A 21434-nucleotide genomic window follows, 5' to 3' on the forward strand; every position below is an offset into this window, starting at 1 on the left:
GACAGGACGAGAGCGGAACGAGACAGCACATTCAGTTAAATAATTGTGCCGAGAGTACTTCACTAACTCGAAAACTCACCCCATGCTGTTCGCATCTCGACGACGAGCACCGCGGAGGAACCATGAACGACTCACGCCGACGCAGAACAGCCGCAGCGAGCTGTCTCGCGGTGACCGGAGCCCTGCTCGCCGCGGGCTGCGGGGGAGAGGCCGCCAGTAGCTCGACGGAGACCACCTCCTTGAAGGGCGCACCGGTCAAGGTGATGGTCTGGACGCCGGAGGACACCCAGGGCAGCGCCCAGCCCGGCGTCCGGCTCACCGCCCAGGCCTACGAGAAGTGGATCAACGCCAACGGCGGGATCAAGGGCGGCCCGCTCAAGGTACTGACCTGCAACGAGAAGAACGACCCCGACGAGGCCGAGAAGTGCGCCCAGCAGGCGGTCGCCGAGAAGGTGGTCGCGGTGGTCGGCTCGTACAGCCTCGCGGGCGACCGCTACATGCCCATCCTGGAGAAGGCCGGCATCCCCTACCTCGGCGGGACCGGCGTCTCGGCGGCGGAGTTCTCCAACCCGCTGTCCTTCCCGGTCAACGGCGGCACACCCGTGGTGTTCGCGGCCCACGGTGAGCAGCTCGTGGAGCAGGGCTGCAAGAAGATCTCCGGCGTACGGTACGACGTCGCCGCCGCCGAGACCGTCGCGAAGTTCCTCGCGCTCGGCGTGACCGCCGCCGGCGGAACGGCGCCCAAGGACCTCAAGGTGCCGGTCACTGCCACCGACCTCGCCCCGCAGGTCGCCGCCGCGACCCAGGGCAGCGACTGCGTGGACGTCATCCTCGGCACGCACTCCGACCTGTTCGTGACGTCGTACGTGCAGTCCGGCGCGAAGACGAAGCTCGGCAGCGTCGTCGGCAACCTCACCCCGCAGCTGGCCGAGAGCACCGGCGGTGCGAGCAGTCCCCTGGAGGGCTCCGCGATCACCGGCTACTACCCGCCGACCTCCGACCCCGCTTGGAAGGACTTCCTCGAAGCCACCAAGGGCGAGAAGGAGATCGACCCCACCAACGGCGCCAACGGGACGACCTGGGTGGCGTTCAAGGTCTTCACCGAGGCGGTCAAGAAGCTGCCCACGATCTCCTCCAAGGCCCTGGTACAGGAACTGAACACCACCTCCGGCATCGACACCGGCGGTCTGACCCCGCCGCTGACCTGGAGCGAGTCGACCGCTCTGCCGATCAAGGGCCTCAACCGCATCCACAACACCACGGCCACCGAACTGACCATCCGCGACGGCAAGATCGAGTGGGCCAAGGCCGGCTCGACCTTCGTCGACGTCCGCAAGGTGCTGACGGCCATGGCGTCCGGCTGACCCGGTTGGCCTGGTTGATCCTGCTGACCTGGTTGATCCGGCTGATCCGGCTGAGGAGCAAGCCCGTGCACGACATCGACACGCCCCTGATCGAGACCCGCGCCCTGTCCGCCGGATACGGCACGCGACCCGTCGTACGCGACCTCGACATCCAGGTCCGCCCCGGTGAGGTCGTCGCCCTGCTCGGCCCCAACGGCGCGGGCAAGACCACGACACTCAGGGCACTCTCCGGCGACCTGGCCCCGATGAGCGGGGAGGTGGGCTGGCTGGGCACCACCGGCCACGCACCCTTGCACCGGCGCGCCCGCGAGGGCCTCGCCTACGTCGGTGAACGGGCGGTCTTCACCCGGCTCGACACCGCCGACAACCTGCGGGTCGGCCGGGTGACACCGGACCGGGCCGTCGAACTCTTCCCCGAACTCGACAAACGCCTCAAGGTCGGCGCGGGCATGCTCTCCGGCGGCGAGCAGCAGATGCTGTCGCTGGCCCGCGCCCTGTGCCGCACCCCCAAGCTGCTCCTCGCGGACGAACTGTCCCTCGGCCTCGCCCCGCTCGTCGTCGACCGCCTGCTGCGCGCCGTGCGCGAGGCGGCCGACGATGGCCTCGGCGCGCTGCTGGTCGAACAGCACGTACGCAAGGTGCTGGACATCGCGGACCGCGTGTACGTCCTGCACCGCGGCCGGATCACCATGACCGGCACCCCGAAGGAGCTGCGCGGAAACCTCGACGCGATCGAGTCCTCGTACCTCGCGAAGAACGCGACTCCATGACGCGATTCTCTGACGTGATTCCCCAATCGATGGAGGTGACTGCCGTGTGCGGCGCACGCGAGCAGATCCGATCACTGGTCCTGTCCGGCGAGACCTTCGACCAACCAGCCCAGGAACTACGGGAGTTGCAGCTCGAAGCCGCACGGGAGGCCTTCACCGCCCAGCGCGAGCAGATCCCGCTGCTGCGCACCCGGGCCGAGGAGAACGGCGTACACGAGATCACGAGTCCCGACGACCTCGTGCCGCTGCTGTTCTCGCACACCAGCTACAAGTCGTATCCCCTCTCCCTCCTCACCGCCGGCCGCTGGGACCGGCTGCTGCACTGGTACACGACCGTGTCGGTGGTCGAGCGGGGCGACGTCGACATGGACGGCGTACGCGACATCGACGAGTGGACCGACCGCATCACCGCGGCCGGCCACCGCCCGTACATCACCAGCGGCACCTCCGGGAAGGTCTCCTTCCTCAACTGTGACGCGAGCGACCTGGACTTCCTGCACGACATCCTCGAACACCTCACCTGCTGGCCCGATCCGCTCCCACCGAAGCCCACCCGCCGCGGCTACCTCCTCGCACCCGCGAGCGGCCCGATGCGCTCCATCGACGGCTACCGGTGGCACGCGGAGGTCTTCGCCCGGCCCGGGGAGACCCGGCTGCTGACCCAGGACCCGATGCGGGTCTCCGAACTGATGAGCAGCGCCCTGCTGCGCCGCCGGATCGCGGAGGGCACCGCGACCCCGCAGGAGATCAGCTCCTTCGAGACCGTGTCGGAGTCCCGGGAGCAGGAGCTGGGCGCGGCCATGGACCGGATCGTCGACGACATCGCCACCCACCGCGACGAGCCGCTGCTGATCGCCGGCATGAACAACCAGCAGTTCACGCTGATCCAGGCCCTGCGGGCCCGTGGTGTGGCCGCCGGCAGCCTCCACCCGGACACGCTGGTGCTCAGCGGCGGCGGCAACAAGGGGCGCGCGCTGCCCGACGACTACCAGGAGCGGTTCGCCGCCTTCTACGCCGGCGTACGGCGGGTCCGCAGCTACGGCATGACGGAACTCCAGGGCTCCTGCCTCGCCTGCGAGAAGGGCGACTACCACGTGCCGCCGTGGGTGATCCCGCTGGTGCTGGACGAGGCCGGCGAGAAGCTCCTGAACACCGAACAGGGCGTGGTCGAGGGCCGGTTCGCGTTCCTGGACGTCTCCCTCCAGGGCCGCTGGGGCGGACTGATCAGCGGCGACCGGGTCTTCGTGAACTTCTCGCCCTGCGCCTGCGGCCGACCGGGACCGACCGTCCTGCCGGACATCCAGCGCTACGGCGACCTCGGCGGCGACGACAAGATCACCTGCGCGGCGACACTCGACTCCTACGTCCGGGGGATGATCCACGGATGAGCGCCACGACGCTCGACGGCACGGAGGCGGAGTCCGTGTCCGTCGTCCACGTGATCCGCGGCGAGATCGACGAGGGACCACGCCGCGACCTCGGCCGTTTCACCGCACCGGCACTCGACCTCGACCGCCTCGTGTGGCCCCGCACCGAACCGGGCCCCGCCTTCCAGGTGCCCGTAGCGGAGATCGTCGACCTGCTGGTGGAGACGGGCGAGGCGCTGAAGGCGGACCGCGAGGGCCTGCTCGCCGAGGCCCTGGAGCGGATGGTCCGCGTCAGCCCGCTCCCCGCCGAGGTACTCGAACGCGCCTACGCCGCACTGTGGCGCAGCTTCCAACAGCCCAGTCTGTACGCCCAGATCGACCACGAACTCGGCGGAGCGGACGTCCTCGACGGCTGGCGCGAGGTACGGCTGCCCGGGAACCGGATCGCGGCCACGCGTGCCTTCCCGCCGCGCCTGGTGCACATCATCGCCGGGAACGCGCCCGGCGTGGCGGCGATGTCCGTCGTACGCGGAGCCCTCACGAAGGGCGTCAACCTCCTCAAGCTGCCCTCGAACGACCTGTTCACCGCGACCGCGATCCTGCGCACGATGGCCGCGGTGGCACCCGGCCACCCCGTCGTGCGCTCGTTCTCGGCGGTGTACTGGCGCGGCGGCGACGAGACGGTCGAGAGCGTGCTCTTCCGCCCCCAGTTCTTCGACAAACTGGTCGCCTGGGGCGGCGAGTCCACGATCCGAGGCGCACTGCGGTACGTCGGCCCGGGCCTCGAACTCGTCTCCTTCGACCCCAAGACCTCCATCTCCCTGATCGGCCGCGAGGCCTTCGAGTCCCCCGAGTCCCTGGCCCGGTCCGCCGACGCGGGCGCTGCCGACGCCACGTTCTTCAACCAGCAGGCGTGTGTGGCCAGCCGCTTCCAGTTCGTCGAGGGCTCCTGGGACGACGCCGACCGCTACGCCGAGCTGCTCTGCGAACGCCTCGGCGTGGCAAGGGAGTTCAGCTCCGCCGACGGCCCGCCCGTCGCCGCGGAACTCCGTGAGGAGATCGACGTACTGCGCTCCCTGGCACCCGAGTACCGGGTGTGGGGCGGCTACGACGGCCGGGGCCTGGTCATCCGCTCGCCCGAGCCGGTGGACTTCCACCCCGACGGAAAGATCGTCAACGTCGTCCCGGTGACCGGCCTGACCGACGCCGTGGCACACGCAGGGGTCGCCACCCAGACGGTCGGCGTGTATCCCGACACCCGCAAGGCGGAACTCCGCGATGCCCTCGCCTGCGCCGGAGTCCAGCGCGTGGTCTCCCTCGGCGGGGCGGGCGGAATGCCACCGGGCCTCTCCCACGACGGCTTCTACCCGCTCCAACGGCTCATGCGCTGGGTCAACGACGAGTGACCGCCCGCCGTCCGGGAGGGCCACGAACCTCCTTGACCTGAAGCGCGATCGAGGTTCTAGCGTTTCCCCAAGTCGATCAACTGACGGGACGGGAAACGCTGATGATCCTCGTGACCGGGGCCACCGGAAACATAGGCAGGGCCCTGCTGGGGGAGTTGCAGGCCTGCGGTGCGGGGCCGTTGAGAGGGCTGACCCGTGACGCCGCTCGGGCCGCCTTCCCCGACACGGTCGAGGCGGTCGTGGGCGACTTGGCGAACCCGGAGTCATGGGTGCCCGCTCTGGAGGGGGTGCGCTCGCTGTTCCTTCTGTCCCGGCTGGGTCCGGACGCCGACATCATCGGGGCCGCCCGGTCGGCGGGAGTGGAACACGTAGTGCTCGTGTCGTCGATCACCGTCCGGACGCATCCCCATCTGGGCCCTGCCGACGAGAACCTGGCGGTCGAGAGGCTCCTCCAGGACAGCGGCATGGCCTGGACGATCCTGCGGCCGACCCAGTTCGCCTCGAACGCCCTGATGTGGGCGGCGTCGATCCGCGACGGCGTGCCCGTCTGGGCCCCGTACGCGGACACCGGGCTGCCCACGATCCACCCCGCGGACATCGCGTCGGTGGCACGGGTGGCGCTGACCGAACCCGGCCACCAGGGACGGACGTACGCCCTGACCGGCCCCGAACCGGTGACGGCCCGGCAGCAGGTCGAGGCCGTCGCGGCGGCACTCGGGCGGGAGGTGCCCTTCACCGAGATCAGCCGCGGGGAGGCGCACGCCCGGATGGCCGAGGTCTTCGGCGTGGAGGCGGCCGACGCGGTGCTCGACGTCACGGGCGGAGACGTCAACGACGAGCTGCTGGCGGTGCGTGACACCGTCGAGCGAATCACCGGCTGCCCGGCCAGACCGTTCCGCCAGTGGGCAGAGGAGAACGCCGACCGCTTCCGCTGACGGAACGAGATCGAAGTGCCGCGACGCCCGCTCTAGGGTGGAGCCCATGCCATCGTTACCCGCTGCTCAGCCGCCCCTCGCCGACCCCGCAGAGCTGATCGCCCACCCCTACGAGGTGTACGCAAGGCTTCGCGAGGCAGGGCCCGTCCACCGCATCACCGGAACGGACGGGCTCCCGGCCTGGCTGGTCACCCGCTACGACGACGTACGCCAGGCCATCGCCGACCCCCGGCTCAGCCTCGACAAACGCAACGCGAAACCCGGCGGCTACCACGGGCTCGCGCTGCCGCCGGCGCTGGACGCGAACCTGCTGAACATGGACCCGCCGGACCACACCCGCATCCGGCGCCTGGTGTCGCAGGCGTTCACCCCGCGCCGTATCGCCCTGCTGCGCGAACCCGTCAGGAGGACCGCCGACCAACTCCTCGACACAATGGAACCGCACGGCCGCGCCGACCTGATCGCCTCCTACGCCGCGCCCCTGCCGATCACCGTGATCTGCGAACTGCTGGGCGTGCCCCCGCACGACCGGCGGGACTTCCGGTCCTGGACCGACACCTTGCTGGCCCCGGACCCCGCACAACCCGACAAGGCGAAGGCGGCCGTACGATCCGTCATCGGCTTCTTCACCCAGCTCATCTCCGACAAGCGGGCCGCCCCGACCGACGACCTGCTCTCCGCGATGATCGCCGTACGCGACAACCAGGACCGGCTGACCGAGGACGAGTTGATGTCCCTGGCCTTCCTGATCCTGTTCGCCGGGTACGAGAACACCGTCCACCTCATCGGCAACGCCACCGTGGCCCTGCTCAGCAACCCCGGCCAACTGGCCGCACTCCGCGCCGATCCAGGCCGACTGCCCGGCGCGGTGGAGGAACTGGCCCGCTACGACGGCCCCGTACCCCTGGCCATCCGCCGCTTCCCCACCGAGGACGTCACCATCGGCGGGGTCGGCATCCCGGCCGGCGAGACCGTCCTCCTGTCCCTGGCCGCCGCCCACCGAGACCCACGCCGCTTCCCCGACCCCGACCGCCTCGACGTCACCCGCGACGCGACGGCCCACCTGGCCCTCGGCCACGGCATCCACTACTGCCTGGGCGCTCCCCTGGCCCGCATGGAAACAGAGATCGCCCTAGCAGCACTCCTGGACCGCTTCCCCCGACTGGCCCTGGATGTAAAACCGCAGGAACTGCACTGGAGACCATCAATGCGCTCACGAGGCCTGCTGAGTCTCCCCGTGCACTTCTGAACACGGGTGGCGGACCCGCGCCCCAAAGGGGCGCGGGGAACTGCGCGACCAGCCCCCACCGGCCCGCGGTGAAGGAACTGCCCATCCTGAGGGGCGGCTCAGCCGATGACCCGCCCGAGTTCGATCCGATCGATGTTCGGAGCCCACGCACCCGCGTTCCCGAACGTCACCACATTCGCCCCCGCCCGCAGATCAACAGGCACCCCCACCGTCCAGTAGTCGTCCCAACTCCACGTGTTCTTGAAGGTGACCGTCCGCACCGCCCCGTCCCCCACCGTGACATCCGCCGTACGGGACATGATGTCCGTGTTGTACGCGTGACCGTTGTCGCGCCGATCGTTGTGCGCGTAGTGCACGACCAGCAGATAGCGCCCCGACTTGGGCGCCTCCACCGCGAACTCGGCCGTGCTGGACGCGCTGTTGCCGAGCCACCCGATGTAGGAACCGCCGGACGCGTGGACGGAGTCGACCAGCTTCGCTCCGCCCGCGAGCGTGGCCGAGGCACCCTCGTAGGAGAGCGTGCCGGACGTCGAACCGGCCCCCGAGACGTCGAGGGAGCGGACGGAGGCTCCCTTGGCCGTCAGCGCGATGCGGTTGTTGCCCGCCACCAGATACAGCCGCAGATCCTTGCCGGGCGCCGCCGTCACCTTCTGGCCGTGCAGCTCCACGTTCACCGCCGCCGACGCTCGCGGCACCACCGTGTAGTACCCGTCGCGCGGTGCGTAGACGTCGAACACCGCCTTGTCACCGGAGCGCAGAACGAGCGCGCCCGTGCCGACCCCGGCGGACGAGGAGTAGTCGTACGACGGCCGCCCGCTGATGTCCGCGAGCGTGGCCTCGTACGACGCCGAGGGCGCGGCGGAGGTCCGGGCCGTCAGGTCGATACGGTCGAGGGTGACCTCGGCATCGCCCTTGGACAGCGTCAGCACATGCCGCCCGGCCGGGAGACCGACGGTGATGTCCTTCTTGGCGCGGTAGGTCCAGTTCTCGGTGGAGGGATAGGTGACCGTGACCGGGTCCTGGCCGTCGATCGAGAGCTTCTGTGTTGCGGGCGTCCCGGACTGGTTGCCGTAGAGAATCGCCAGGTCGTAAGTACCCGCGACAGGCACGTCCACCGTGAAGTCGACCTTGCTGGTGGCCGTGTTGAGCGAGCCGACGTCCTTCGTCCCGGAGGCCGCGTAGCCGTTGGCGTTGCCGACCGTGCCCTGGGTGTAGACCTTGCCGTCGGTGATGGCCGCGTCCTCGGCCTCGTACGACGCCGACCAGGGGACCGACGCTGCGGTCGGGGTGCCGGTGCCGCCCGGGGTGAGGACGATCCGGTATGCCGACATCTTGTGCAGGCCACGCAGCGGAACGCTCACCGTGCCGTCGGCCGCGACCTTCACCTTCGTACGGGCGAGGACGCGAGGCGTCGCGTGCTGTCCCTCGTAGCCCGACCAGGCGGACTCGGCGACGGTCGCGGTGACCGTACGGCCGAAGACGGACCGGGAGACGTTCTGGACGACGACATCGGCGTCACCGGCTGAGCCACCGAGCAGGACCTGCGCCTGGCGGCGCTTCTTGTCGAACGAGGCGAGTCCCTGGAGGGTGTCGACGGTGTTGGCCTGCGGCGGGGTCACCTTGACCGTGTCGCCGGTCAGTCCGGCGTACCAACGGAAGTACCACCAGCCGCCGTTGGGGATGTTGGAGCGTACGACGTTGCCGTCGAGGTTGCCGGCCGCGTCCCAGTAGGCCTGGTTGGCGTACACCTTGTTCCGCTCGAACATCGCGACCCACTGGGCGAGTTGGCCCGGCACGGACAGGTCGCGACGGTTGGCGTACTCATCGATATTGATCTTCAGGGGCTCGATGCCGAGTTCACGCTCGATCGCGCGGTAACTGTCGTAGTTCCCCTGGAAGTTCTTAAGGGAGCTGGAGTCCAACTCGTGCCAGGTCATGATCTGGGGCAGGACGTTCTCTCGCTTCGCGAAGGCGAGAAAGTCCCTCAACAGGCGGGTGTGGTAACCGGACTCGTTCGGGCCGGCGATCCTCGCGTCCGGGTCGATCGCGCGGATGCGTTCGTACACCGTCTTCCAGTCCTTGAAGAACCGGTCGCGGTTGATCTCGTACTGCGCCTGGTCGGAGGTGCCGAGGTTGTACCAGATCTGGTCGGGCTCGTTGAAGGGGATGTAGACGAAGCGCTCGCTGTTCGGGTCGGCCGACACCTCGCTGACGATCTTGTCGACCTTGGGGAGGTAGTCCTCGATGCCGAGATCCTCGTACGGCCACTTGGCGTAGATGTCCTGCATCATCACGTTGATCTCGCCGCCGCCGTTGCGGAAGAACGACGAGGAGACGGTGAGCGCGTCCCCGTTGGGATGCTGGGCGCCGCCCTCCGGTTTCTGGGAGACGCTGGTGATCTTCAGGGGGGCCAGTATCGCGTCGCTGGGCACGCCGTCGTCGCTGAGCCCGTACAGGGTGCCGTTGGCGCCGCGCATCACCGGGCCTTCGGACGCGGAGAGGTCGACGGTGACGCGCTGCGGGTCTGCGGCTGCGGTCGCGGACTGGGCCGCGGGAAGGGTGCCTGCCATGGCGGTGACTCCAAGTACGGCTGTGACTAGGGCGGTTCTGGTACGGGACAGGGCGCGCGATCCTGTGAGGGTGGGCGTGCTCACGCTGCTGGACCTCCAGTCATTTGACGGCTCCACTGGTGATTCCGGACACGATCCTTCGCTGGGCCACCAGGAAGACGGCGACCATGGGCAGGCTCATCACCACGACGTACGCGAAGACGAGATGCCAGTTGTTGAGGTAGAGCTGGGCGCTGGCGACCTTGTAGAGGTTGAGCGGCAGGGTCGCCTTGTCTCCGCCGCCGAGGACGAAGAAGGCGTAGAAGATGTCGCTCCAGGCGTAGAGCATCACCATGATCGTCGCGGTGGCGATGACCGGCCTGAGCAGCGGAAGGATGATCCGCAGGAAGATCCGTGACGGCTTCGCGCCGTCCATCCGGGCCGCCTCCTCCAACTCCACCGGGATGGCCCGGATGAAGCCGGTCATGAAGAAGATCGACGTGGAGAGGTACATCCCGGTGTAGACGGCGATCATCCCCGGCCGGGTGCCCGCGAGCCCCAGCTGCCGCAGCTCCATGACGACGGTGATGACGGCGGGTGGCAGCAGCAGTCCGCTGATGCAGAGCGCGTACGCCGCCGAGACCAGCCTCGACTTGCGGCGCGCGAAGACCCAGGCGGCGCCCGCCCCCAGGATCAGCACGAGGGCGACCGAAGGCACCACGACGAGCAGGGAGTTGAGGAAGCCGCGCAGCATCTCGCCCTGGTTGACGGCCTCTTCGTAGTTGCCGCCCGGCTGCCAGTGCCGGGGCAGATCCAGGTTCGGGGTGATCGCCTCGGCCTGCGGTTTGGCGGAGGTGACGACGACCAGCCACAGCGGTACGCCGACCGCGAGCCCGGCGAGCAGCAGGACCAGCGCCGGACGGCCGTACCGCCAGAGGGGGTTCACCGCGGACGCGGGATGAACAGCGGTGCCACTCACAGCAGTTGCTCCCTTCGGCGCAGTCCGATGACGAGGGGGATGGCGACGGCGACGACGACCAGGAAGAGGACGAGGCTCATCGCGGAGGCCTGGGCGTACAGGCCCTGGCCGAAGATCCGGAACATGTAGATGTTGAAGACCTCCGTGGAGCCCGCGGGCCCGCCGCCCGTCGTGGCCTGCACGATGTCGAAGGTGTTCATCGAACCGATCAGCGCCGTCGTGACGTTGAAGGTGAGGGCGGGAGCGAGGAGCGGCCAGCGCACCGACCAGAAGGTCCGCCACGGCCCGGCGCCGTCGCACTTCGCGGCCTCCAGCATCTCGCCGGGGATGCCCTTGAGCCCGGCGAGATAGATCAGCATCGACAGGCCCATCCACTTCCAGCCGTGGACGACGGTGACCAGGACCAGCGTCCAGGTCGTCGAGCCGAGCCACGGGATGTCCGTACCGAGCAGGCCGTTGACGGCGCCGTCCTGGTTGAACAGGGACTGGAAGACATAGCCGGTGGCGAGCGCGGAGATGAGCACGGGCAGGAAGAAGACGGCGCGGAAGAACCGGTTGAACCGGGTGTCCGCCTCAAGGAGCAGTGCCAGGCCGAGCCCGAAGCCGTTCTGGAAGACGGCCGCCAGCAGGGCGTAGAGGAGGGTCGTGCGGATCGCCCGCAGCAGGGAGCCGTCGTCGGCGATGGTGGTGAAGTTGTCGAGGCCGGTGAAGGCGATGTCCGGGTGGTACGAGGACCAATTGGTGAACGGGTAGTAGAAGTTGAGCAGGTTCGGCACCAGGAAGAAGGCCGCGAAGACGGCGATCGCGGGGAGCGCGAACCACCAGGGGTGATGGACGGCGGCGCGCGGCAGCCGCCCCACCCGCCGGGATTCGCCTCTCGTCGGTGCCTCGTTGCGCGTACGTACGGCCGTGTCCGCCATCGGAAGCCCTTGTCTCTCCCCCGGCTAGAAGCCGGGCGCCGCCTGGGCCTTGGCCACCTGCGAGAACTGGTCCTGGATCGCCTGCGCGACCTGCTGCGGACTCTTCTTGCCGTAGAGCATGTCGGCGAGGTACAGGTGCGTGTCGGGCGCGACGATCGCCTTGGCCTGGAAGACACCGATGGCCGTGGGAAGCGCCGCGACCTGGGCCACCGATGCCTGGGGGAGACCGGCGGGGGTCGGCACGGACGGCTGCACGGACGGGATCTTCATCTCCTTGATGTAGTCGGCGTAGTCCGGCCCGAGCCAGAAGGCCAGGAACTGCCGGGAGGCGTTCTGTCGTTTCTCGTCACCGGTCTTGAACGCGACCACACCGTTGGTCTGGTCGGGGGAGTACAGGCCGGTGGCCGAGGAGTTGGCGATCGGGAACCAGCCGATCTTCTGGTCGATCTCGGCCGTGGAGTACTTGGCCTGCAACTGGCTCTGGAAGGAAGTGACGTTGAGGACCAGACCGGCCTCGCCCTTCCACAGCGCGTCGGCCTGCCCGGTGAAGGTGCCCGTCCTGTAGTTCTTCTGCGCGAGCCCGGCGTCGAGCAGCTTCTCCTTGTACTTCTTGATGGCGTCGACGACGACCGGGTCGGTCCACTTCTCCTTGTTCCGGTTGAGATCGGCCCACCACTGCTTGTCGAGGTCGGTGAGCTGGATCTGCATCTGCCACTGGAGCGGCCACTTGTCGCCGCCGGCCTCGTAGAAGCCGGCCGAGTCCGTCTTGTCCGTGATGGTCCTGCCGAGCGCCAGCAGCTCGTCGTACGACTTCGGGAAGTTCTGCTCGGTGAGCCCGGCCTCCTTGAAGACGTCCTTGTTGTAGTAGACGCCGAGCATGGCGGGGCTGGTGACGATCGCCGCGTACCGCTTGCCGTCGATCACGCCGAGCGACCTCTCGGTGTCGCCCAGCTTCGACACCCACTCCTCCCCGTCGAGGGTGAGAAGGTTCTGCTTCGGCTGGACGAACGGCAGTGTGGAGATGGACGGCTGCCAGAACATCAGGTCGGGCCGGTCGCCCGAGGCGAGCTTCGTCGGCACGTTCTGCTCGTACAGGTCGGGGATCGCCTGCGTCTCGACCTCGGCCCCGGTGGCCTTCTCGAAGGCGTCGATGACCTGCTTCGGCGCGTTGAGCGTGTTCTGCGCGGTCCACATGGTCAGCTTCACGCCGTCCAGCCGGGCGGTCGGGTCGACCTTCGACTGCGTGCCGCCAGACTCGGCGGACGAACCGGAGTCACCGACGGTCGGGTCACTGCACGCGGTGGCGGAGAGGGCGGCGGCGCATATGAACGCCAGTGCGGGGAGGGCTCTTCTCGACATTGAGGTGCCTTTCGCGAACGGGCTCAGATGGGCGGATCGGGCAGGCGGTCGGTCCGGCGGTCCGGCTGAGGAAGTGCGATCGGGCGGAGCAAGTGAGCCGTAGGGGGAGTGGGGTTCACCCGCGCCCGGGAGGTGGGCCCGAGCTTTCCCGCACCAGCAGTTCCGGTACGGAGACGGGATGCGGGGCGATCTGCGCGGACTCCTCCAGTACGCCGTGCAGCAGGGCGAACGCGGACCGCCCGAGGCCGGTGAAGTCCAGGCGTACGGTCGTCAGCGACGGGGTCAGATAGGCGGAGTGCGGGGCGTCGTCGAACCCGGCCACGCTCACCTCGCCGGGGACCGCGCGGCCCGTCTCGTGCAGGGCGCGGATCACCCCGAGCGCGAGGTCGTCGTTGCCGCACAGGATCGCGGTGACACCGGCGTCCTTCGCGAGCTTCAGGCCAGCCGCGTGACCGCCCGCCGGGCCCCAACTCCCCTGTACGGGACGGGGTTCCGGCGCTCCGGCCTCCCTGAGCGCCTGCCGCCAGCCGGTCGTGCGGGCGCTGGTGCGCCGGGTGCTGGACGGGATGGCGACGTAGTGCACGGTCTCGTGGCCGAGGGAGAGCAGATGCCGGGTCGCCTCGTACGCGGCCTCGCGGTCGTCGGTCCACACCCAGGGGCGGTCGCCGCCGGGCGGGCTCGCGGGGGTCTCCACCACACCGACGACCGGGAGTTCGGCGGGCACGGCGCCCAGGGCCCGTACACCGGCCGGATCGTACGCGATCACGATCAGTCCGCCGCCCGCGTCCGCCGCCCGCCGCACCTCGGCGGCGACAGCGGCCTCGTCGGCCGATTCGAGGACGCCGACCCCGACGGCGTACGAGGCGGCTCGGGCGGCCTCCTCGATGCCCTGGAGGATCGAGGCGTAGCCGTAGTGCGTGGTGTTGGAGGTGAGCACGGTCACCGCGCGACTGCGTCCGCTGGCCAGGGCGAGCGCGGCGGAGCTGCGCCGGAACCCCAGTTCGTCGATGACGGCGAGCACCCTGTCACGGGTGGACGGCTTGACGCTGGGGCTGTCGTTGATCACCCGGGAGACGGTCTGGTACGAGACTCCGGCCGCGCTCGCGACATCCCGGATGCTCACTGAGCGTCTTGTGTGACCGGTCACATTCATGCCAGGATTGTGACCGGTCACATGGGGGTCGTCAAGAGACCGTAACGTTTGATTCATCCGGCGGAAGCAGACCGCCGACCCAGGCGGCATCGGGAGGGGAAGACGTTGACCGGTACGTCGGACACGGCGGGCACGGCACCCCGCACCACCGCTGAGCCGCACTTCGTCTGGGGACACCGTGCTCTGGAGGCCGAGTTCGCGACCGGCGACGACGAGACCCTGCGGCTGGTCCGGCTGACCGGCCCCGAGTCCCGTTCGAGCGGTGGGCCCCCGGTCGGCGACCCGCGCCCGGACGCCCCCCTCCACCTCGTCGAGGTGACCGCCCTCGGTCACGGCAGCGGCTGGTCGGGCCCCCGCTTCACCGGTACGGCCCTCGGCGCCCGCATGCGCCACCGGGCCCACACCACCCACGAACACGACGGCTGGACGCACCTGACCGTCGAACTCCACGACCCCCGCACCGCGTTGACCGCCTTCGTCGAACTGTCCTCGCCCGTCGGACTGCCCGTGCTGCGCTCCCGCGTCCGCCTCCGCAACGAGGGGGAGGAGCCGATCGTCGTCCAGTCCGTCAGCAGCCTGCTGCTCGGCGGCCTCCCCTCGCCCGACGGCCTCGACATCCACCGCGCCCGCAACGACTGGCTGGCGGAGTGCCGTTGGTCCACCGAGCCGCTGCGCGACACCGTCGCCGACATCCATGTCGACGTCCACCAGCACGACAGCCGGGCGGCGCTCACCCTGACAGGGCGCGGCAGCTGGCCCACCGACGGGCACCTCGCGATGGGCGCCCTCACCGAACGCGGCGGCGACCGGGCCTGGTTGTGGCAGATCGAGTCCCCGGCGGGCTGGCGCTGGGACCTGGGCGAACGCGACCACGGCACGACTCTGGCGCTGAACGGCCCCACGGACGCGGAACACCATTGGCGGGTCGGACTGGCACCCGGCGCCGAACTCACCACCGTGCCCGGCGTCCTGGCCCTCGACTCCGGACTGGACGACGCCTTCGCCGCCCTGACCTCGTACCGCCGTGCCGTACGCCGCCCGCACCCGGACCACACCACCCTGCCGGTCGTCTTCAACGACTACATGAACACCCTGATGGGTGACCCCACGACGGAGAAACTGCTCCCGCTGATCGACGCCGCCGCCGACGCCGGGGCGGAGTACTTCTGCGTCGACTCCGGCTGGTACGACGACAGCACCGAGGGCTGGTGGGACAGCGTCGGCGAGTGGCTGCCCTCGGCGCGCCGCTTCCCCGACGGCGGGATCCGGGCGGTCCTGGACCGGATCAGGGAGCGAGGCATGGAGCCGGGCCTGTGGCTGGAGCCGGAGGTCGTGGGCGTCCGCAGCCCGGTCGCGTCCGAACTCCCGCCGGAGGCATTCTTCCAGCGGGACGGCGTACGCATCACCGAACAGGGCCGCCACCAGCTCGACCTGCGCCACCCCGCCGCCCGGGCCCACCTCGACAAGACCGTCGACCGTATCGTCGGCGACTGGGGCGTCGGCTATCTCAAGCTGGACTACAACATCGTGGTCGACCCGGGAACCTGCGCCCCCGGCGACATCGCCCCCGGAGCCGGCCTGCTCGGCCACGCCCAGGCATACCTGGACTGGCTCGCCGAGGTGCTCGACCGCCACCCCGGCCTGGTGATCGAGAACTGCGCCTCGGGCGGAATGAGAATGGACGGCGCCACCCTCGCCGTCACCCAACTCCAGTCCACCAGCGACCAGCAGGACCCGCTGCTCTTCCCGCCGATCGCCGCCGCCGCGCCGACAGCGGTCCCGCCCGAACAGGGCGCAGTCTGGGCCTACCCACAACCCGGGTACGACGACGACCTGATCACCTTCACCCTCGGCGGCGCACTGCTCGGCCGCATCCACCTGTCGGGCCATCTGGACCGGATGTCGGAACACCAACTGGCGCTCGTACGGGACGCGGTGGCCGTCTACAAGACACTCCGCGGAGACCTCGCGGAGGCCGTGCCGTTCTGGCCGCTCGGTCTGCCGGGGTGGAGGGACGAATGGCTGGCCCTGGGCATGCGGGTGCCGGGTGGCCGTACGACGTACGTCTCGGTCTGGCGTCGTGGCGGAGAGGGCGAACTCCGTGTGCCGGTCGGGCACTTGGCGGGCCGGGAGGTCCGTGCGGAGATCCTGCACCCGTCCGCTCCGGGCGGCGGGTCGGCGGTCTGGGACGGGGGCGGGGTGAGGGTGTCGCTGCCGCGCACACCGGCTGTTGTGCTGATCCGGCTGACTTCGGACGCGTAGGCAAAGGGCAGAGGGAGTCGCTTCGAAGAGTCAGGCGCGCTGGGGTATTTATGGGGACATGAACTACCTGGAGTGCGCGTCATGAACGTCTCGGTCGTCCTGTTCACCTCCGACCTCCGCCTGCACGACCATCCACCGCTGCGGGCGGCGCAGGGCGGTGGACGCGCGGTCGTTCCGCTGTTCGTGCGGGACCGGGCCGTGGACGGCGCCGGGTTCGCCGTACCCAACCGGCTGGCCTTCCTCGCAGACTGTCTGCGCGATCTCGACACCGGTCTGCGCGAGCGGGGCGGACGGCTGGTCGTGCGCAGCGGCGATCTTGTCGGTGAGGTGTGCCGGGTCGCCACCGAGGCGGGTGCCGACGAGGTGCATCTGGCGGCCGACGTCAGCGGTCACGCGCGCCGCCGGGAGGACCGGCTGCGCCGCGCTCTGGAGGCGGACGGCGTACGGCTGCTCGTGCACGACACGGTGACCGCCGCCGTGGCCCCGGGGGCAGTGGTCCCCGCGGCCTCGGACCACTTCGCCGTCTTCACGCCGTACTTCCGCCACTGGTCGCGGCAGCAGCTGCGGGACCCACTCCGGGCGCCCCGGACGGTCCGCGTGCCGGACGGCATCGGATCCGAGCCCCTCCCCTCCCGGAGCGACCTGCGCGGACTGTCGGAGGGGCTCGCCCCAGGTGGCGAGACCGAGGGCCGAGCGCGGCTCACCGCGTGGCTGCGCGGCGGGGTGACGTCGTACGAGGACGGCCATGACGACCTGGCCGGCGACGCCACCTCCCGGCTCTCCCCGCATCTGCACCTCGGCACGCTCTCCGCCGTCGAACTCGTCCACCGGGCCCGCCGGGTGGGCGGTCCGGGCGCCGACGCCTTCGTACGGCAGCTCGCCTGGCGCGACTTCCACCGTCAGGTGCTTGCCGCCCGCCCGGCGGCCGCCGCCTCCGACTACCGCACCCGGCACGACAGTTGGCGAACCGGGCAGCAGGCGGAGGAGGACATCGAGGCGTGGAAGGCGGGCCGGACCGGCTATCCGATCGTCGACGCGGCGATGCGGCAACTGCGCCACGAGGGCTGGATGCACAACCGGGGGCGCCTGCTGACCGCGAGCTTCCTCACCAAGACGCTGTACGTCGACTGGCGGGTCGGCGCCCGGCACTTCCTGGATCTGCTGGTGGACGGCGACATCGCCAACAACCAGCTCAACTGGCAGTGGACGGCCGGTACCGGAACCGACTCCCGGCCCAACCGGGTCCTCAACCCCGTCACCCAGGCCAAGAGATACGACCCCGACGGCGCGTACGTACGCCGCTGGGTTCCCGAACTGCGGTCGCTGGTCGGGCCGGTGGTGCACGAGCCGTGGAAACTGCGCGGCCTGGACCGCGCCGCCCTCGACTACCCGGACCCGATCGTCGACCTGTCCGACGGGCTCGACCGCTTCAAACGGGCACGCGGTCTCGACCGGGCCGCCGCCTCGGCCCCCTGAGCCGGTCAACGGGACGCTGACCTGCTCAGAAGAGTGCAGCGGGGGTGGCTTCGCCGTCATGCGCCGGTCGTCGAGCCAGGGCGGACGATCATCAGGACCACCACGATCAGCCAGGCGAGGGCGAACAGGCCGGTGATCATCGAGAGTCGGGGCAGTCGGGCGGCCAGGGCCTCCGTGGTGATCGACGGCTGGTCAGGTGTGTCGAGCCGGGTGACCACGGCGTCCTGGGTGCCGAGCACCGCGATGCCCAGCAGGACGGCGGCCACCACGGTCAGCGCCACGGAGGCGATCAGCCAGGCGCTGTCCATCACACCCATCACCTCGGCGGTGGCGACGCCGAAGACCGGGACGGAGATTCCGGTCACGGCGTAGACACGGCAGATCCGGTGCAGCAGCCGGACCGAGGCCTCGGCCGATTCCTGCCCGGGTCCGTCGGCCAGTGCCTGGCGCGCGAAGCGCGGGAACAGGCTCGCCGCGACGGTGACCGGTCCGATGAGCAGGATCGCCCCCAGCACGTGGATGCTGAGCAGGAATTCGGCCATGCTGGTGTCTCTCTTTCACGCACGCTGACGCGGGGTGTCAGGCGCACGGGTTCGGTCTGGTTCGACGTACCGCTCACGCTTCGGTGGACGACCCGGCACCGTGCACCTTCTGCCGTACGAACATCGCCGCGGGCACGGCCATGACGATCAGGACGACTCCGCCGATGAGGTTGCCCAGGTGTACGGCGTCGGTGAACGCCCTCGGGACCGCCGTTCCCACCACGCGGGCGAGGGCAGCGGGGAGTTCGGTCGCGCCGCCGCCGTGTGACACACCCGCCACGATCTTGTCCGCTTGCGGCGAGGGGATGTCCGCCTCGACGAGACGGTCGTGCAGGTTCCGGGGGAAGCGGCTGGTGACGATCGTTCCGAGCACACTCGGGCCGAGCACCGTGCCCAGCTGACGTGCCATGTTCGCCGCTGCCGCCGCCATGCCCTCCTGCTCCGGCGGGACACTGTTGACCGCGGCGGCCGTCGAAGGCGCCGTCAGCAGGCCCGCGCCGACGCCCGCGACGAGCAGCCCGGGCCACATCGCCCCGTAGCCTCCCGAGGCGTCGGTCGCCAGCAGCGTGAGGGACCCGGCGCCGATGAGGACCAGACCCGCGGTGATCAAGGGGGTCAAACCGATCCGGCGTACCAGCACCCGGGCCGCGATCACGGTGACCAGGAGGAAGGGGCCGAACAGTGGCAGCAGACGCACACCGACGTCGAGAGGGCTGGTCCGGCCCACGCGTTCCATGTAGAGAACGCTGAGCAGGGCGACACCGACCAGTCCGAAGACGCTGATCGCGGCCACTCCCATCACCGCCGAGAAGGAGGCGTTCCGGAAGAGCCTCAGGTCCAACATGGGGTCGGGGTTGCGCAGTTCGACCCGCACGAACAGGAACAGGGAGGTGGCGAAGACCACGTACATGGTGATGATCGGTGTCTCGGTGTATCCCGTGGAGCCGCCCTGGATGATCGCGTAGGTGGCGGAGGCCGTCATCACCGTGCCCAGGACGAGGCCCGCGAGGTCGGGTCTGCGCGTGGGGTGCCGGGACTCGGCCACGAAGACCGGGGCGAGGAGAAGGGCCGCGCCGGCGATGACGATGTTGGCGAGGTAGACGGAGTGCCAGGAGAAGTGTTCGAGGAGGGCTCCGGCGAGGATCGGGCCGACGGCGAGGCCCACTCCGGAGCACGCGGCCCAGATGCCGATCGCGGCGGTGCGTTCGTGCGGGTCGGTGAAGGTGGCGCTGACGATCGCCAGGCTCGTCGGCAGTACGGCCGCCCCGCCGAGGCCCGCGATCGCCTGTGCGGCGATGAGCATGCCGGCGCTGTCGGCGAAGACGGCGAGCACGCTGCCGGCCAGGAAGACGGCGGCACCCAGGCTGAACACACGCCGACGGCCGAAGAGGTCGCCGAAGGTCCCGGCGGACATCACGAAGCTCACGACGGCGAGGCTGTACGCGCTGGTGATCCACACCAGCGTGCTCGCCGTGACGCGCAGGTCGGTCTGGATGTCGCCCAGGGCCGAGATGGTGGAGGTGACGTCGACGAAGGCCATCATCACGCCGAGGCAGACCACCAGAAGGCCGAGCCGGCGGGACCGTCCGCCGACGGGGGAGGCCTGGGTGGGAACGGACGTCGTCATCGGACCGCCACCGCCTTCGGCTGCTGCGACACACCCAGCGACACCAGGCCCGCGAAGGCCATGAGAGCCATCGCGACCAGCCACGCGTGCCGGTAGGTCTCCAGGGCGGCGCCACCGGAGGCAGTGCCGAGCATGGCGACCAGGATGCTGATGCCGACGACCGAGCCGATCTGCGTCGACATGGTCACGATGGCGCTTCCGGTGGCGGCCTCCTCGGGGCGCAGACCGACGGTCGCGGACGAGACGACGGTCGGCAGCGCCAGGCCGGCGCCGAACCCGAAGAGCAGCCAGCACGGGAGGACGCCCGAAAGGTAGTTCGGGTCGTCGTGCAGCAGGAAGACGAAGAGCAGGATGCCGACGGAGGCGATCGCGCTGCCGACCGCCGCTATGACACCGGCGGGTATCCGGAACCGGCGCTGGAGGGTCTCACTGGCGGTGGCGGCCAGCGCGAAGCCGATCGGGCCGGGAAGGCTGGCGCATCCGGTCTTGATGGCGGAGTAGTGCCAGTGGCTCTGCATCCAGAGGATCGACGACAGCAGCAGGGCGGCGAACGAGGCCAGTTGGAGCATGCCGGCGAGGTTCGCCGAGGCGAAGATCCGGTTCCGGAAGAGCGAAAGGTCGACGACGGGCACCCGGTGCCGTGCCGAGCGGAACAGGAACGCCACCAACCCGACCACGGCCACGGCCAGGGACGTGACGACCCGGCTGTCCGACCAGCCCCAGTCGGGCGCTTTCACGATGCCGAGAGCCAGGGCGCCGACCATCACGATCAGCAGGACACCACCGAGCAGGTCGGGGATACGGGCGTCCTGTTCGTGCTTGGCGTTGGAGACGAGCCGGGCGGCCAGCGCGATGGCGAGCAGCCCGAACGGAATGTTCACCAGGAACAGCCACCGCCAGGAGGCCTGGACCAGCAGCCCGCCGAAGATCGGTCCGCACACCCCGGACAGCGAGCCCGCGGTGAACCAGATCTTGACGTACCGCTCCACCTTGTCGGCGGGGGCGCTCGTCAGGACCAGGCCGAGGCTCGCGGGGGTCAACAGGGCGGCGCCCACCGCCTGGAAGGCACGGAAGACGACCAGCACCCATACGTCGGTGGCCAGCGCCGCCCCGAGGCTCGCCGCCACGAAGACGGCCATGCCGAGAAGGAAGCCGTTCTTGCGTCCGAAGCGGTCGGCGAGCCGCCCGGCGGGGACGAGAAGCGCGGCGAAGACGATCGCGTAGCCGTTGAGCACCCAGCTCAGGTCCGACAGGGAGGTCGAGCCCACGCCCTGTCCGATGTCCGGCAGGCCGACGTTGGTGATCCATACGTCGAGCTGGCCGAGGAAACTCGCCATGGCCAGCACGGCGAGGATGAGAGCCGGACGGGCGTTCGAGGAGCCTTCACCTCCCTTCTGCGTCAGCGGAGGGGCCATCTGATCTTGCGAAGACATGCGTCTTGTCCGTTCCGTGGGCTCTGAGGGGTGCCGAGAGTGG

Annotated in this window: 16 protein-coding genes; 8 read left to right on the top strand and 8 right to left on the bottom strand. The window is 69.8% G+C overall.

Translation table 11 applies throughout. The features are described 5' to 3' along the window. The first annotated feature begins 122 nt into the window (after positions 1-122). The 6 genes from OG787_RS49895 (at position 123) to OG787_RS49920 (ending at position 7091) form a co-directional block, all read left to right on the top strand. A complete protein-coding gene (locus OG787_RS49895; RefSeq protein WP_369031460.1) occupies positions 123-1364 on the top strand; it encodes an ABC transporter substrate-binding protein in 1242 nt (413 codons plus the stop codon). A gap of 65 nt (positions 1365-1429) precedes the next feature. Next, positions 1430-2134, top strand: a complete 705-nt coding sequence (locus tag OG787_RS49900; RefSeq protein ID WP_369031461.1) for an ABC transporter ATP-binding protein — start codon at positions 1430-1432, stop codon at positions 2132-2134. Further along, the gene (locus tag OG787_RS49905) at positions 2131-3522 is read left to right on the top strand and encodes a hypothetical protein (protein ID WP_405540098.1); all 1392 of its coding nucleotides are present in this window, start codon (positions 2131-2133) and stop codon (positions 3520-3522) included. The genes OG787_RS49900 and OG787_RS49905 overlap by 4 nt, the downstream gene beginning before the upstream one ends. Then, a complete protein-coding gene (locus tag OG787_RS49910) occupies positions 3519-4907 on the top strand; it encodes an acyl-CoA reductase (protein WP_405540099.1) in 1389 nt (462 codons plus the stop codon). Before OG787_RS49905 ends, OG787_RS49910 begins: the two co-directional genes overlap by 4 nt. A 101-nt stretch (positions 4908-5008) precedes the next feature. Next, positions 5009-5842, top strand: a complete 834-nt coding sequence (locus OG787_RS49915) for an SDR family oxidoreductase (RefSeq protein WP_405540101.1) — start codon at positions 5009-5011, stop codon at positions 5840-5842. A 46-nt stretch (positions 5843-5888) separates the two neighbouring features. Further along, positions 5889-7091 (top strand): cytochrome P450, encoded by a 1203-nt coding sequence (locus OG787_RS49920; RefSeq protein ID WP_405540103.1) that lies wholly within the window; start codon positions 5889-5891, stop codon positions 7089-7091. Between the two features lie 98 nt (positions 7092-7189). Here OG787_RS49920 and OG787_RS49925 read toward each other — a convergent pair whose 3' ends face one another. The 5 genes from OG787_RS49925 to OG787_RS49945 form a co-directional block, all read right to left on the bottom strand. Continuing rightward, on the bottom strand, positions 7190-9661 hold the full coding sequence (locus OG787_RS49925; protein WP_405540104.1) for a CBM35 domain-containing protein: 2472 nt from the start codon (positions 9659-9661) through the stop codon (positions 7190-7192). Positions 9662-9761: 100 nt separating this feature from the next. Next, positions 9762-10586, bottom strand: coding sequence for a carbohydrate ABC transporter permease (locus tag OG787_RS49930; protein WP_369031555.1), 825 nt, complete (start codon positions 10584-10586; stop codon positions 9762-9764). A gap of 29 nt (positions 10587-10615) precedes the next feature. Next, positions 10616-11539 (bottom strand): carbohydrate ABC transporter permease, encoded by a 924-nt coding sequence (locus tag OG787_RS49935; RefSeq protein WP_369031467.1) that lies wholly within the window; start codon positions 11537-11539, stop codon positions 10616-10618. A 24-nt stretch (positions 11540-11563) separates the two neighbouring features. Next, complete coding sequence (locus tag OG787_RS49940; protein WP_405540106.1) at positions 11564-12898, bottom strand: ABC transporter substrate-binding protein; 1335 nt, start codon at positions 12896-12898, stop codon at positions 11564-11566. 115 nt (positions 12899-13013) lie between these two features. Continuing rightward, positions 13014-14051: a LacI family DNA-binding transcriptional regulator gene (locus tag OG787_RS49945; protein WP_369031469.1), complete on the bottom strand. Its 1038-nt coding sequence runs from the start codon at positions 14049-14051 to the stop codon at positions 13014-13016. A 105-nt stretch (positions 14052-14156) separates the two neighbouring features. Here OG787_RS49945 and OG787_RS49950 point away from each other — a divergent pair, with 105 nt between their 5' ends. Together OG787_RS49950 and OG787_RS49955 are read left to right on the top strand one after the other, a co-directional pair. Then, on the top strand, positions 14157-16313 hold the full coding sequence (locus OG787_RS49950; protein WP_405540108.1) for a glycoside hydrolase family 36 protein: 2157 nt from the start codon (positions 14157-14159) through the stop codon (positions 16311-16313). Positions 16314-16394: 81 nt separating this feature from the next. Continuing rightward, the gene (locus OG787_RS49955; RefSeq protein WP_405540110.1) at positions 16395-17789 is read left to right on the top strand and encodes a cryptochrome/photolyase family protein; all 1395 of its coding nucleotides are present in this window, start codon (positions 16395-16397) and stop codon (positions 17787-17789) included. 56 nt (positions 17790-17845) lie between these two features. Here the strand turns inward: OG787_RS49955 and OG787_RS49960 are convergent, their stop codons facing one another. The 3 genes from OG787_RS49960 to OG787_RS49970 form a co-directional block, all read right to left on the bottom strand. Beyond that, positions 17846-18331, bottom strand: coding sequence for a DUF2269 family protein (locus OG787_RS49960; RefSeq protein WP_369031472.1), 486 nt, complete (start codon positions 18329-18331; stop codon positions 17846-17848). A gap of 73 nt (positions 18332-18404) precedes the next feature. Next, positions 18405-19958 (bottom strand): MFS transporter, encoded by a 1554-nt coding sequence (locus tag OG787_RS49965; RefSeq protein WP_405540112.1) that lies wholly within the window; start codon positions 19956-19958, stop codon positions 18405-18407. Continuing rightward, positions 19955-21391: an MFS transporter gene (locus OG787_RS49970; protein WP_405540113.1), complete on the bottom strand. Its 1437-nt coding sequence runs from the start codon at positions 21389-21391 to the stop codon at positions 19955-19957. The genes OG787_RS49965 and OG787_RS49970 overlap by 4 nt, the downstream gene beginning before the upstream one ends. Between the last annotated feature and the right edge of the window lie 43 nt (positions 21392-21434).

Source organism: Streptomyces sp. NBC_00075 (assembly GCF_045041225.1).
In the GTDB taxonomy this organism is placed as follows: Bacteria; Actinomycetota; Actinomycetes; order Streptomycetales; family Streptomycetaceae; genus Streptomyces; species Streptomyces adonidis.

Excerpts from the sequence above, each read along its gene's own strand:
- OG787_RS49940 (WP_405540106.1), bottom strand. The coding sequence starts at position 12,898 with ATGTCGAGAAGAGCCCTCCCCGCACTGGCGTTCATATGCGCCGCCGCC.
- OG787_RS49895 (WP_369031460.1), top strand. The coding sequence starts at position 123 with ATGAACGACTCACGCCGACGCAGAACAGCCGCAGCGAGCTGTCTCGCG.
- OG787_RS49915 (WP_405540101.1), top strand. The coding sequence starts at position 5,009 with ATGATCCTCGTGACCGGGGCCACCGGAAACATAGGCAGGGCCCTGCTG.
- OG787_RS49970 (WP_405540113.1), bottom strand. The coding sequence starts at position 21,391 with ATGTCTTCGCAAGATCAGATGGCCCCTCCGCTGACGCAGAAGGGAGGT.
- OG787_RS49955 (WP_405540110.1), top strand. The coding sequence starts at position 16,395 with ATGAACGTCTCGGTCGTCCTGTTCACCTCCGACCTCCGCCTGCACGAC.
- OG787_RS49935 (WP_369031467.1), bottom strand. The coding sequence starts at position 11,539 with ATGGCGGACACGGCCGTACGTACGCGCAACGAGGCACCGACGAGAGGC.
- OG787_RS49965 (WP_405540112.1), bottom strand. The coding sequence starts at position 19,958 with ATGACGACGTCCGTTCCCACCCAGGCCTCCCCCGTCGGCGGACGGTCC.
- OG787_RS49945 (WP_369031469.1), bottom strand. The coding sequence starts at position 14,051 with ATGAATGTGACCGGTCACACAAGACGCTCAGTGAGCATCCGGGATGTC.
- OG787_RS49910 (WP_405540099.1), top strand. The coding sequence starts at position 3,519 with ATGAGCGCCACGACGCTCGACGGCACGGAGGCGGAGTCCGTGTCCGTC.
- OG787_RS49960 (WP_369031472.1), bottom strand. The coding sequence starts at position 18,331 with ATGGCCGAATTCCTGCTCAGCATCCACGTGCTGGGGGCGATCCTGCTC.
- OG787_RS49905 (WP_405540098.1), top strand. The coding sequence starts at position 2,131 with ATGACGCGATTCTCTGACGTGATTCCCCAATCGATGGAGGTGACTGCC.
- OG787_RS49920 (WP_405540103.1), top strand. The coding sequence starts at position 5,889 with ATGCCATCGTTACCCGCTGCTCAGCCGCCCCTCGCCGACCCCGCAGAG.
- OG787_RS49925 (WP_405540104.1), bottom strand. The coding sequence starts at position 9,661 with ATGGCAGGCACCCTTCCCGCGGCCCAGTCCGCGACCGCAGCCGCAGAC.